9 protein-coding genes are annotated in these 14,051 nt (G+C 40.2%); 3 read left to right on the top strand and 6 right to left on the bottom strand.

Annotated features, from left to right (window positions below; all coding sequences use genetic code 11):
* Positions 1-387: 387 nt before the first annotated feature.
* Positions 388-1,332 carry a LysR family transcriptional regulator gene (locus L2735_RS07855; protein WP_248984168.1) on the top strand — a complete coding sequence of 315 codons (945 nt, stop codon included), beginning with the start codon at positions 388-390 and terminating at the stop codon, positions 1,330-1,332.
* Between the two features lie 120 nt (positions 1,333-1,452).
* Here L2735_RS07855 and L2735_RS07850 read toward each other — a convergent pair whose 3' ends face one another.
* Positions 1,453-6,456 carry a S8 family serine peptidase gene (locus tag L2735_RS07850; RefSeq protein WP_248984167.1) on the bottom strand — a complete coding sequence of 1,668 codons (5,004 nt, stop codon included), beginning with the start codon at positions 6,454-6,456 and terminating at the stop codon, positions 1,453-1,455.
* Positions 6,457-6,906: 450 nt separating this feature from the next.
* Here L2735_RS07850 and L2735_RS07845 point away from each other — a divergent pair, with 450 nt between their 5' ends.
* Complete coding sequence (locus L2735_RS07845; RefSeq protein WP_248984166.1) at positions 6,907-7,803, top strand: LysR family transcriptional regulator; 897 nt, start codon at positions 6,907-6,909, stop codon at positions 7,801-7,803.
* 1 nt (position 7,804) lies between these two features.
* Here L2735_RS07845 and L2735_RS07840 read toward each other — a convergent pair whose 3' ends face one another.
* The 4 genes from L2735_RS07840 to L2735_RS07825 form a co-directional block, all read right to left on the bottom strand.
* On the bottom strand, positions 7,805-8,728 hold the full coding sequence (locus L2735_RS07840; protein ID WP_248984184.1) for a LysR family transcriptional regulator: 924 nt from the start codon (positions 8,726-8,728) through the stop codon (positions 7,805-7,807).
* A gap of 196 nt (positions 8,729-8,924) precedes the next feature.
* Positions 8,925-9,884, bottom strand: a complete 960-nt coding sequence (locus L2735_RS07835) for a DUF4097 family beta strand repeat-containing protein (protein WP_248984165.1) — start codon at positions 9,882-9,884, stop codon at positions 8,925-8,927.
* Positions 9,881-10,504 carry a hypothetical protein gene (locus tag L2735_RS07830; RefSeq protein WP_248984164.1) on the bottom strand — a complete coding sequence of 208 codons (624 nt, stop codon included), beginning with the start codon at positions 10,502-10,504 and terminating at the stop codon, positions 9,881-9,883. The genes L2735_RS07835 and L2735_RS07830 overlap by 4 nt, the downstream gene beginning before the upstream one ends.
* Entirely contained in the window at positions 10,501-11,070 is a 570-nt protein-coding gene (locus tag L2735_RS07825) for an RNA polymerase sigma factor (RefSeq protein WP_248984183.1), read from the bottom strand. The genes L2735_RS07830 and L2735_RS07825 overlap by 4 nt, the downstream gene beginning before the upstream one ends.
* A 284-nt stretch (positions 11,071-11,354) precedes the next feature.
* Here L2735_RS07825 and L2735_RS07820 point away from each other — a divergent pair, with 284 nt between their 5' ends.
* The gene (locus tag L2735_RS07820; RefSeq protein ID WP_248984163.1) at positions 11,355-13,220 is read left to right on the top strand and encodes a methyl-accepting chemotaxis protein; all 1,866 of its coding nucleotides are present in this window, start codon (positions 11,355-11,357) and stop codon (positions 13,218-13,220) included.
* Between the two features lie 152 nt (positions 13,221-13,372).
* Here the strand turns inward: L2735_RS07820 and rpiA are convergent, their stop codons facing one another.
* Entirely contained in the window at positions 13,373-14,035 is a 663-nt protein-coding gene (gene rpiA / locus L2735_RS07815) for a ribose-5-phosphate isomerase RpiA (RefSeq protein ID WP_248984162.1), read from the bottom strand.
* Between the last annotated feature and the right edge of the window lie 16 nt (positions 14,036-14,051).

Below are 14,051 nucleotides of genomic sequence, written 5' to 3'. Positions count from 1 at the left end.
GATTGCTATTTTTTATTGTTACACAGACGTTAAATTCGTCTGATTACCTCCTTTTTATCGTTTGCTTGTAAAATCATCCAATATCTATCAGTAATGAATTGATGCGGTATGCGCATTAATTAATTGTTCTTTTATGTGGTCAATTTAGCTTTGCGTTTATTTTTTTGAATTTAAACAGTGTTTTAGCTGTGTTTAGTTGATGCTTGGTGTATCTGGGGGGAGTCTACTAAGTTAGCTGGAATGATCTATTCTGATGAGTATTGATACAAAAAGTAACACTAATGTAACATTTGGTTCGGTTAAAGGTGGTAGGACTCTGTTACTCTGAAATAACTGACATGGAGAGACTATAGCTCTTGGTTTTTTCACCTTGAACAAGGAACCGTAATGGAGTTACGCCATATAAAACATTTTGTCGTATTGGCTGAGTTAAGGCATTTCTATCGCGCAGCTGAGAAGTTAAATATTACTCAGCCATCATTATCTAAAAGTATCAAAAAGCTTGAATTGCTAATCGGAGGTAAGTTATTTGATAGGACAACAAAAGAGGTACAAATAACAGCGTTAGGTAAGCTAGTGTTAGCGCGTAGCCTAAAAATATTACGAGAGGTAGAGTCGTTACATCAAGATATTTCTAATTTTAATGGTACAGACACTAAAGAGCTAAACATTGGTGCTAGCCCAATCCCTTCTAATAGTCTCGTTGGCCCTATTATTGGTTACTTTCTTAGAGACTTCCCCGATATGGCCGTTGAATTGAAAGTGGCGGGGTGGAGTGATTTGTATCAGCAATTAGTTAACGGAGATATCGATTTTTTTGTTGCGGCTGAAACTAAGAAATCTGACATTGATAAAAGTGAATTGGTGACTATGGTAGATTTACCACCTTTTCCAGTAATATTTTGCTGTCGTCCTAACCACCCTTTACTTTCTCTTCCTCGATTGTTTTTACCGACTTTACGTGATTACCCTTTAGCTATTCCGCGTCACTTACCTGAAGAAGTGTCACATATATTCGAAGATTTATTTATGATACAACGTGATGATTTTTCAGGTTTAGTTCGTTTTGAGCAGTTTCATCCAATTAAAGAGGCCATTATGACAGGTGATTTGGTGGCATTAACGCCAGAAATTGCAGTTAGAGCAGAACTAGAAAGTGGCGCCTTGGTAAGCTTAAAACCTACTATGATGCCTGAGTTATTTGCTCAATTTTGTATTGTCTACTTAAAACAAAAAAGTCAAAGCCCATCAGCCAAAGCTTTTATAGAATATTTAAAAGAGCGCGCTATGGATGTAAAACTAAAACAAACAGTGCTAAAAGAATCAGCATAAGAGCAATGGTGTAAAAAAAACAACGGTTAACACATGCCGTAAATGATATTCCCTATTCAATAAATAAGGCCTTCGATTGAAGACCTTATTATGTAAACTTATTCAGAATACTCGACTAGATTAATGCACTTTACGGCGACGATTTGCAGCTATTCCGGCAAACATCAGTAAACTTAATATACCTAAGCTACCACCTGAACTTGATTTAGGTTCTTCCGCTTCAGGTTCAATTGGGTTTTCAGGTGCTGGTGGTGTGGGTTCCACCCCGTCAGAGTTTACTGTCAACATAAAGCTTGTAGAGGCCATATCAGTTGGGAACACATTATCAGCAACCGAAACAGTCACTAAGGTTTCACCCCAAAAGTCTTGATTAGGCGTGATATCAAAGCTAGATCCCGATGTATGACCATTAACAGTCGCTGTAAAGTTATCGCCCGTTACAGTAATCGTGTTGGCAGACTGACCGCCATCATTATCAATGTAATGAACTGTGATACCCGTTAGCGTGCCATTCTCATCAACCGTATGATCAGCAATTGACTGCATTGAAATATTGGCAGCTACAGTGACAGTTTGAGATGTGTTTGCATCTGCAATGCCATCAATAGTTCCTGTAACATCAATTAATTGATTCACTCCAAGGGCTGCTTGAACGACTTTAGCTTGGAAGCTCACTTCAACACGACTAGACTGCGGGCCATCAATGTTATAACAAACCACTAATTCATCATGTAATTTGTCGTTAAGATCGTTATAAGCATATGAAGCACCTTGATGACCATTAAGCGGCCAGAAACCCGCTCTTGGTCCATTGTAACCACGTACACCAATTGATCCTGAACCACTTTGGCTGCCTACATCAACATTGTTGTAAGCCATGATGTATTCATATTCACCAGGTTTATGGCTAGTGTATTCACGCATAAATACTTGGAAGTCGTAGCTATCATCACGAGGTGTAATGATTTGATTCCAGTTTTCATCGTAGCCAAAGTCATGGGTGGAAGCATTATCCCACTCAACTAGGGTGTAGCCATCGTAGTAAGCAATAGATACACCTTTTTGTAATTCAGCATCCCAGCTAGGTTCGTACATTGCTAGCGTGGTTTTCTGATTCCAGTTGATGTCTTGTTCTGCATTCCATAAAGGGGCGACAATAAAGTCAGGTGGAGTAGAGTAGTCTGTTGCGGGTAACTCTAAGTGTACTTGTTGCGGCATGATATCCCATGGATTGAATTGCACATAATCAAGCTGCAGCCAACCACGAGAACTCAAGACAACTTGATCAGTCACAAAGTAGTCTTCATTATCAAACGGTTTCATGTCGTTATAAATCGTCGGAATGGTGACTTCATGTGTCCAGTTACCCCAGCCCCATTCGTTCACTTCATATATTGAGCCCCAAGAAGGTTGTATATCGAACTTAGCGAGATCAACATACTTACCATCAATTGGCGTACCATCGATATAGTCAATGTTCCAAGGAGTACGACACATAGGATCGGTTTCATTGGTCGTGACGACATAGTTAGTGGCTTTATCTGCAGTATTTAATTGACTTGTGGCCAATGTAAATCCGCTGTCAGTTGCAGTAACGCCCGCTAAATCCACCAGTGAATCAGGTACGATACTTAGGCCTTCTGATAGTAAAGTTGTTAACTCTACATTACGGTCGGCGCCGCTTTGATTCGCTTGAACAATTAAGCTGACATCAATAATGTCACCCACTCGTGCAGCATCTTGTGAACTGTTGATTGATACTGTATTCACGCCACGTTTTATGGTCATTGGGACTAAAGCCAGTGAACCTTCTTCATTGGTACCAGCTTGAATAGCTGCCGCAGAGTAATAGGTTTTACCTTGCTCCATCATCATATTCCAATCAATATTTAATGATGAATTTAGCTCCTCTGAATCACTGAAAGTTAAACTAATATCATTAGCTTGTTCTTTGGCGACCAAAGCATAAGACATTTCATAAGTATCGACAGTTTCCCATGGGTACAATAGATAGTTTTGCACCATGATGATGTATTCACCTGCAGTTGGGTTTTCCAATGCACAATACTCACCTATCGATGTTTGCGGCAGTTGAGAGCCACAAATGGCCTCAGAGTAATGAAGTTGACCGTCGTTGTTATAGTCTTGGAATATCATAATATCCGCATCAGCAAACACGTCATAAGCCGTATTCATAGAAGACTTTATACGGTCGGTTAATTCAGCTCTGAAAACAGCTGTATTCTGCGGTACCGTTACGTTGAAGGTTTTGATATTGGCAAGTTCGGTATTCCAAAAACCATTTTCATCGACCATTTGATCGCTAAATTGCTGTCTTGGTAAATCAAACTCATGAACAATCGCTTCAACAGGCGCATAGGCAACACCTGAAAGTGAACTCGCTGGGACCCCAAATGGCACATCCTCAATGGTATGAGATGCCATATCATCATGGGCTTTGACATTAATGGTATTTGGCAGTGTTGTGCCAGTAAACTTAGCCGAAAATGGCCAATGTGACGTTGGAATTGTTTCATCAGTCGCGATGAATTGGATTTCACCATGGGTTTCAGCGATAGTTCCGTCATACCATGCCATGTCAGATTCTTCGAAAGAGCCGTTAACGGTTAAGGTAATTGATTCACCTTTTTTCAAACTAAACTCTGCCGGAGTGACAGTTACTTTTGCACTAGGATCTAATGAATAATCCCAGTACATAGGACCTTCCTGCGCTTGGTTAACTTCAACATTCCAAGTACCGTCTTTGGTCGCTGTGACAGTACGTAGCCAAGTGCAAGTTCGGCCACAATCATTATTGATTAGCTGAGGTAAATTCAAATCACGAACTAGACCACCATTTTGTGGATTCGCACGGCGGAAGTTATCAGCAGTTTCATCCATTAACAGACCCGCATTAATAGCGCGTTCAACATTCGCTAAACCATGACCTGCACGGTAAACACCTGCAACTTTTGTTTCCCCTGACATAGGGTGAGGGGTTTTAACCGCCATACTATCAGCGGTCATCTGTAATGCCGATTGAATTTGGCTGGCAGTCCAATCAGGGTTGGCCTGACGAATAAGCGTCATCATACCTGCCACATGTGGCGAGGCCATCGAAGTACCACTAATGGTGTTGTAATCTCGGGTATCACCTTGAGGGTTAAATGGGCTTTCATCATTCCAAGCTGCAAAAATATTTACCCCTGGCGCTGCAATGCCTGGTGAAAATAGTTCATCAACAGTACTTGATGGGCCTCTTGAAGAGAAGTCAGCTAACCAATCTGCATCATCAGGATTGATATCACGTGTAGCTCGTGACGCTGTGATAGTGCCTGATAAGGTTTCGCCATTGGCAGACATAAGCCAGGGCTGTAAACCGGTTACGTTCCAGCTACCAAAATACTGGTTTGCTGTTAAATGAATGCCTGGAATAACGTATGCATCGTCAACGACATCATCACCTTCATTCCAAGTGTTATAAAGAACAAAACCACCTGCGCCACCGGCTTGTACATTCATCGCTTTTTCTACACGGGCAATATCGCCGCGTTCACAAATAACAATGTCGGTTGCTTGGAAGGTGTCAACAGCAAACGGGCTATTACAACGGGCATCGCCAAAGTCGGCAGCAATAACAAAATCACCGCTGAATTCCCCTGAAATACCAGCGCCATCAAGCTGCTGAGGTGCTAAGTTACTGTCGCCACCCATAAGGTTATTAAGTGCTTTATCATGGATATTGATTGAGCGAGCATGAGTTGTGGCCGCGACATTGAGAACCCAAGGTGAAGTATGATCTACCGTGTATAAACTATCTGAACCATAGGCTGCACCTGAGTTACCCGCTGAAAGTGCGACAGCGATACCTGCTTCACGAGCCGATAAGAATGCCATTTCAAAGGCATCGTTCCAAGGGAAGCTTTCACCGCCACCAATGGACATGTTGATTGCATCAACACCGTCAAGGATTGCCTGCTCGATACCAAATAAAATCGCATCACCAGGACAACCATCAGAATCACACACTTGATATGAAATTATATTGGCATGGGGCGCAACACCTGAAATCATTGGCATGGTGACACCAATAGGGTTACCCGCACCGCCGCCAAGTTCTGTGGTGACTACATCTACATCATATAAAATATTACCCGCAACCGTGCTGGCTACGTGGCTACCGTGGCCTTCATAATCTTCACCAAACTGCATGTCACTTGGATAGGTACCTGTGATGTTTTCATGGGTGTAAACCCCAATAAGTTTGTCATTACATTTATCTGCAAACTCGGCTTCAGCACAACCGCCTAAATAGTTACCACTGCCTAGCGGGTTAGTATGAGCATAACCGTCACCGCCCACTGCAGCAAAAGAAGGGTGATCGGTATTAACGCCGGTATCAATGATACCCACTACCATGCCTTCACCTTGGTATTTCATTCCATTTGAGGTTGCGGTTCCATCCCATATTCCACTTGCGCCAACATGTTCAGGCCCCACATCAGTATGTAGCTGCAATTTTGTTGAACGTTGAATAAAGGCAACTTCAGACTGCTCAGCTAAGCGCATCGCTTGTTGCTGAGTCATTTTTACCGTGAAAGCATTAATGGCAGTGGTAAATTGCTTTTCTGCTTGAACACCTGCTGTTGCGATAACTTGTTGTTGTTTATTGAGCAAGTGAGTTTTATAGCCATCAATGGCTTGTTGATGCTGTGGCTGGGCGTTGAAACTATTTAGATTGCTACGCTTTCGCTGCAGCGCTTGTTTGGTGGATTTCAGCCCCGGAATAGTGCCATCATAAGTGGCAATCGGTTTGTCATTCATTCGTACTATGTAAGTGTGTTGGCCGCTCAGTCCTTGTTCTAAATTAATCTTTTGTGTGGCTGACTTAGGTTGATAATGAATATTTGCTGTTTGTCTATGACGCAAAGGCGTTGAAACTGTGTTTGCTTTAGATTGAGCCGCTAATTGTTTTTGTTTGTGTAACTCCATCATATTAATTGTTGAAGGTATTTGCGGCTCAGTATTCAATTTAGACTGCTGATTAATATCAGCTGCCGCATTGGCAATACCGCCTGCATAAATAGCAGCAAGTGTCATCAATGTCAGTTTTTTTATTTTCATGATGCTTCCCTATTAATTATTATTTTATTAACCGCAAATAAGTTAATTTGGCAGTTAAATAGATATTGCAAAATTGTTAACCGATAATCCAATGCGAAATTAAGCAATAAACAATGCAAATAAACTATTAATGGTGAATTGTTGTATGTATTTATTAATGCATTTTATGAATTGAATTAATACCTATTTCAAATCGATTGAAATTAAAAGGTTTGATACATTCTGATACATCCTTGTTTGGTGCTTAATGGTAAATAAATCAAGTGCTTATCCTTTATTTTGGTGGCGTGAAATATTGTTTGTTTTTATGGTTGGATTAATATTTAATACTCAGTTAATTTTTTGATTTTTTAAATTTTAATTTTATTTGATGTATATTGATTTTCTGAGTAAGTTGACGTGATTGTTATTGGTTAAATTTTTTGTTTATTTTATATATTTGGGATTGTTATGGAATTGCGTCATTTAAAACATTTTCTGGTAGTTGCAGATTTAAAACATTTCCATCGTGCAGCACTAGAATTAAATTTGGCACAGCCTTCTTTATCTAGAAGTATTCAAAAAATGGAAGACTTATTAGGGGCTAAATTATTAGAGAGAACATCACGTTCTGTGACATTAACTCCTTTTGGTGATTTAGTTGTTGAGCATGGAAGTCGAATTATTCGTGATGTGGACTTTTTAAAACGTGAAATTAAAGCAATTCAAGGATTAGAAACCGGAGAGTTAATTGTTGGCGCCAGTGCAATACCTTTAAATAGTATTGTTGGACCTAGTATTGGTCAATTTGTTAATACTTTTCCAAATGTGAATGTGGAGCTAAAAGTCGGTAATTGGTTGTCGCTATATCAGCAGTTGTGCAAAGCTGAAGTGTCGCTATTTATCGCAGAAACCAAAGCGACTGAGTTGGACCACAGAGAAGATATTGAGGTGTTACCGTTGCCAAGTTTTCAGGCTATATTTTGCTGTCGAGCTGAGCATCCATTAGCGGAATATACAGCATTGACTTTAGAAGACATTAAAAGTTTTCCCATTGCCATTCCATCTGCTTTGCCTAAGACTTTGTATGATCAATTTGGCGATCTGTTTTCAAAATATCGAGGTGACTTTTCGGGTTTAGTTAAATTTGAACAGTTTCAGGTAATTAAAGAATCATTAACTGAGTGTGATTTGGTGGCGTTAGCGCCAGATGTTTCGGTTAAAAAAGAGATTAACTCAGGGAGTTTAGTGGCATTATCTGTTGTGGATATGCCAAATATTCAAGCGTCTTTTAGCATAGTGCATTTAAAAAACCGACGACTCACGCCTGCAGCTACAGCTTTCATCAACTTTATTAATCCGCAGTAGATTATTTAGTGGTTTTTTCTATTTGATGTTGATGGCTTATTATTTGATTTACAGTTTCAAATACCCATTGAAATAACGGCTTGTTTCGATGGCGGTAATGGTGACAAAAGTAGCTGTTAAATTTTACCGGCTTGTTTTCTAGATGGATGCGCTTACCTAATACCTGAGTTGAGTCCACACCATGATATTGGGCGCTCGCAGCATGTAGCAGTTCAGTTTTAGCGACAACACTTAAAACAGAATTTGGATGCGGACTTCGATAGACTATTTTTGGGGTTAATCCTAATTGCTCTAGGTATTTTTCTACATAAGTGGTGTTCTCATTCCAACCTGGTACATGTAAAACAGCGAGAGGGTAGGTTGCAAATGCTTGCTCATCAATGGTTCTGCTAGCAAGCGGGTGCTGCTTACTTAAATATACACGGGCATGTAGACTTGGCATTGATTTTACCGTCATTTCTTTCGACAATTTCGGCGAAAGCATTGTCACTGCAATATCTTGCTTTCCAGTTAATAAATCTTCTTCTGTATCATTACTCCAAACTGACACAATCAGTTCGACTTTTGGTGCGACCTTGTGAAGTGCTAAAAATAACTTATCACTTAATAATCCTATTAATGCTGGATGCAAGGTGACATTGAGTCGTCCTGTTAATTCTGACATCTCAAACTGTTCTACATGATTAATAATGTCGGATAGTTCTTGCCAGGTATTAGGTAAGCGCTGGGCTAAATAGTGAGCTTTGTCTGTAGCACTAAGGCCATGTCTCGTTTTAACAAAGATAGGGTCATTAAAAGCATCTCGCAGCTTTTGTAAGGCGCGGCTTACCGCAGGTTGACTCATATTAAGTCTGCTTGCCGCTTTATGGGTATTAAGCTCTTCATATAAAATGAAAAAAACTGTGATCAAATTAAGATCGAGCATTTCAAATGGTGTTTTATTCATTGTATTTAAAGATAATAGCTTTTAGGTTTTTACAGTGTATTGCGGATCCGCATAAATGTCGAAATTGCTGTCATTTTGATAGCGTTCAATTAAGCAAATTCAGTTAAAAAGCCCTTAACAGCAGCGTTAAGGGCTTAGTATGCATCTATTGATAAATGACATTAGCGCTGTCGAACTACTTCTCTAAGATGACTTTTCCGCTAATCGTACTAGCATCAAAGCTGCCACTGCCTTGTTGGGTTTTAAATTGCATAGATTGTCTTGAGGTGTACTTGGTTTTCATTGGTTTATCGTCAGTTAAACGATTTTCAATTCTTCCACCTGGGCCACCGTCAATCTCAAATGCTAAATTTGGCATATTGGTAAACTTAACTTCAATGTCACCGCTGACAGTATCGAATAATACTTTAGTGATGGCGTCACTCAGTTTGACTTCAATATCGCCGCTAACAGTGACTACTTTCACTTTTTCCGCAGCTGTAAAGCTGCCTTCTACGTCACCAGAAACTTGGTCAATGCTTAAGTCAGTCACTTGGTTGTTTTCCGATTCAAGTTCACCACTCACTAAGCGATACTTTGCCTTGCCTTTAATATCCTTATCTTTGATATCACCAGACACTGTTTCTAGTTCAATTTTACCATTTAGCGATTCGGCTTTGATGTCACCAGATACGTTAGTAAGGCTTATTTTTCCTTCAATATCTTCGACTTTCATATTGCCGCTTACTAAAGATAGCTCGACTTTACCGGTGAGTTTCTCCATCGCATAATCAGCTGATACGCCTTCAGCGGTGATCTTTAATTCTGATGGCACGTAAATCACTAAATTAGAACCTTGGGTATTATTGCCTCGGTAGCTACTTGGCATTTTATCTTCGATTTTTATTTCATCGCCTTTCTGCGCCAAAATAAAACCTTCTGAAAGTTCATCTAAATGACCTTTTACACTGATGAGATCTTTATCCCAACCAATAATCTCTACTTTTCCACGCTGAACTTTTAATTCAATCTGCGGGTTAGCGGAAACCGAAATTTCACGGTCAATTTGCTCTGCGGCTTGGGCTATGAGTGAGGTGAATAACACACTAGAGCCGATAATAATGCGGCCTAGCAGCTGGCTAAATTTAGCGTTCATATTAGATTTCCTTGAGTCGATGGAGTCGTATTAATTGGCGTACGTTGTTGCTGTTGTAATAATTCGATTTCTCGTTTCATGATCCAAAGCCATAAATCCCATACAGGCTTGTTATTTGGATCATTTTTTAAGGCTTGTTGGATCTGTTTTGATGCAAGCTCTAGTTCTGAAAATCCTTTATTGAAAGGATTAGCTTGATTATCAAGCTGCATACCTACGGTATATTTGTTGTCATCAAAGGCGGCTATTTGTTGCTTGTGGGTCTGAGCAATTTGATCCACCAATGCGATTAAATCTTCAGTTGATTGATTCGATAAGGCATTGTTGACCGTCACAGGCTCTTGAGTTGGTGACACGGCTGGAGTTGATAGTTTCCAACCTAAGACCATCACAAAAGCGAGACTTGCAGCCATAGCGAGCATTTTCCAATGCTGTTGATGACTGGTGCTATTTGAATGGCTGATATCATGAGTCGTTTTAGCACTGATTTGCTCACCAATGTTTTGCCATAAATCAACAGGAGGCGTTATTTCTTTTGGCAAACTTACAATGAGATCATCAAGTTGGCTGTTATTATGATCTTGTTGCTGTTCTTGAGACTTTGAGTGTTTATTTTTCATGACAGCATCTCCTGTAACATCTGCTTTGCTCTGTGGTACTGGGCTTTACTGGTACCGACTGCAATATTGAGTATTTCCGCAATTTCTTGATGTTGGTAGCCTTCAATGGCACTTAATACAAAAACCACTCGGGTTCTTTCTGGTAACTTCATAATCAACTTATCTAAACGGTGATATTCATAGTGAACACTTGCATCTAGTTCAGCGTCTTGCGTCACATCACTACTCGGTAAAAATCGATGCCAAAAGCGCTGTTTTGCTTTCATGCTATTGATTGCCTGATGAACCGATAATTTATGCAGCCAAGTCGTAAACTGACTCTCTCCGTTAAATTGATCTAACTTTTGCCATAACCTTACAAAGCAGTCTTGGCAGATCTCGTCAGCATGATCGTGACTACCGCTTAAGCGGAAACTAATCGCGTAGACTCGACCTTGATGTCGCTGATAAAGCTGTTTAAAAGCGGCTTTATCTCCTGTCTTTGCTTGGTTCACTAATATCTCGTCAGACAATTGTCCGTCGAGTTGCTCGTCATTCAATTCAGCTTGCTTTGTTTGCTGCTGCATTTGATGATCATTATCAGTGATGTTACTGGAATTCAGATTCACCGTTTGTTCCGTTTAGGTGCGAGTTACTAGATTAGACATTAGCAAGTTCATAAAAGGTTTACTCGCTTATAAAAAATATATTTAGATAATGGCGCTGTGGTCGATAAATAGACAGGGGTAAGGTAAGGCTAATTAAGTCATAGCTTGTATTGCCTGCACAAATTTAGTTTGCTTAAAAATTGTCTAATACTGAATTAAGCATCTATGTTTTTATATGTACCTTAAGGTTATTAGGGATTTATATGCTAATTCGTACCAAATTAATGTTGAGTGTTGCAGTGTCTTTGGTGGCATTTGTCGCCATGTTTTTATTACAGCTTTACACGAGTGATGTGAAATCAACCTTGGCGGATGCAGCCAACAATATTATCGAAGTAGAACGTGATGTTTTGCAGCTTAGAGCAACTGAGAAAGATTTCTTTGCCCGATTAGATGCTAAATATATCGAACGTCACGATGCCATTTATGGTGAAATCAATGACACAATGACAATCCTGGCAGAAACCCTTAAGAGTCGAGGCTTATCGACTCAAAGTTTATCAAGTTTTGAACAAAGTTTAGATACATATAAAGTGATGTTTGCCGAGTTAGTCACGCTGCAAACTGAAATCGGTTTAACGCCTAAAACTGGCTTATATGGTGAGCTTCGAAAATCGGTTCACAATGTTGAATCAATACTTGAAGCGCAAGGAGAAGCAACTCTTTCGGTTACAATGTTGCAGTTACGCCGTAATGAAAAAGACTTCATGTTAAGACGTACACAGAGTTATCTAGATAAATTCGATAAAAACCTCAGCTTGTTTAAATCCCAATTACAAACTTCGTCACTTAACGCTCAAACCCAAATGCAACTGGCTTCATTAGCCGATGCTTACCAAGCTAGCTTTAAATTACTTACCGACAAAGAGAAGCAATTTGGTTTAACAGCCTACGATGGTGACATGCTTAAACTGAGGCAGGCAATTCAACGTACTGATACGGATTTGAATCAGTTACATGTTCAAGCTTATACCGAAATCGAAGATGCAGAAAATAATGCACTGATATTAGGAATAAGCATATTTATCCTCATTACGTTGGTGTTGTCGGTGTGTGCTTATTTGATTTTGCGCAGCATTGTGGTGCCGATTAACGATATCAATAAAGTTATTTCCGAAGTTGAAAAGAATAAAGACCTTACTTTACGTTGTGATGAAAGTAAAAATGATGAACTTGCTAGAATTGCCAAGCATTTTAATGCCATGGTGGTGAGCTTTCAGACCTTAATTGAACAAGTTAATGAGTCCGTCGATGCAATGAATATATCTTGTGAAGAGCTAACCCAAAATGCAGTTGTGGCATCAGAGGGAGTGTCAAGGCAGCTAAGTGAAACCGACATGGTCGCTACGGCGATTACTGAAATGGGGGCAACTATTGAAGAAATTGCCAGTAATACTGAACAAGCTGCGCTTAAAGCCAACGAAACTAATGATCATGCCCAGCAAGGTCTGGTCAGCGTTGAACAAACCATTGTGAAAATCCAAACCTTGGCGAGTCAATTAAGTGATTCATCTGAAGTGGTAGGTGACTTAGAGCGTGACAGTGAAACCATTGGCAGTGTGTTAGATGTTATTCGAGGCATTGCCGAGCAAACAAATTTATTGGCATTAAATGCGGCGATTGAAGCGGCAAGGGCAGGTGAGCAAGGTAGAGGTTTTGCCGTCGTTGCAGATGAAGTGCGTAGCCTTGCAATGCGAACCCAAGAATCCACCGAAGAAATATCTAAAATTATCACCACATTGCAATCAAGGACTCATTCAATTGTGCAATTGATGGATGCAAGTCAGCAACAAGGTAGTGACAGTGTCGAGCAAGCTGCAGGAGCAGGGGATTTATTACAGTCGATTACCCAAGATGTGCAAACCATATCAGATATGAGTACGCAAATTGCGACAGCGATTGAAGAGCAAAGTATGGTGGCAGCTGAAGTGAATAAGAATGTGGTGATCATTCGAGATATCGCTGATGAAACCGCAAGCGCAACGGAAGAGAACTCTGCAGCTACCCAAGATGTCAGGAATAGGGCTGAGTCACTGCATGAAGCGGTCAGCTTATTTAAGGTAAGCTAACTTATTGGTTCTCGCTTATTAGACCCATATCCATTGCAAGCGGTGTCTGTCGGTTTCGCATTAATTTAGACATGAAAAAGCCCAATTAATTGGGCTTTTTAGTCTTTAATAAACCAAACTGCTGAAGTTTGTTAGCGCTCTATACTGGTGGTTTACTCAGGTAAAATAGTTTTAACACCGTCTGGTGAGCCAACAAGTAATACGTCTGCGCCACGGTTTGCGAATAAACCGTTAGTCACGACACCCACAATGGCATTCAGCTGAGTTTCGAGGGCTTTAGGGTCCATTATTTTGTAGTTGTACATATCAAGAATAACGTTACCGTTATCAGTCACTACGCCTTCACGATAAACAGGATCGCCACCGAGTTTTACCAATTCACGAGCAACATAAGAACGTGCCATTGGGATAACTTCGATTGGCAAAGGGAACTCGCCTAATACGTCTACCTGTTTAGTATTATCAACAATACAAACAAACTTTTTAGCCACTGCAGCAACGATCTTCTCACGTGTTAACGCAGCGCCACCGCCTTTAATCATGTCCATATGAGCGTTGATTTCATCAGCGCCATCAACGTATACAGATAAATCTGCAACACTGTTCATATCAAACACTTCAATGCCTAACTGCTTCAGTTTTTCTGTTGACGCTTCAGAGCTTGAAACTGCCCCTTGAATGTCATGCTTCATGGTTGCTAATGCATCAATAAAGTGATTTACCGTTGAACCCGTGCCAACGCCAACAATACTGTTTTCTTCAACGTATTTAAGCGCAGCCCAGCCGGCAGCTTTTTTCATTTCATCTTGGGTCATATCAACATCCTAAAGT

The sequence above is a fragment of the Shewanella olleyana genome (genome assembly GCF_023283825.1).
Taxonomy (GTDB): Bacteria; Pseudomonadota; Gammaproteobacteria; order Enterobacterales; family Shewanellaceae; genus Shewanella; species Shewanella olleyana.
This window is presented reverse-complemented; position numbering and strand designations above follow the sequence as displayed.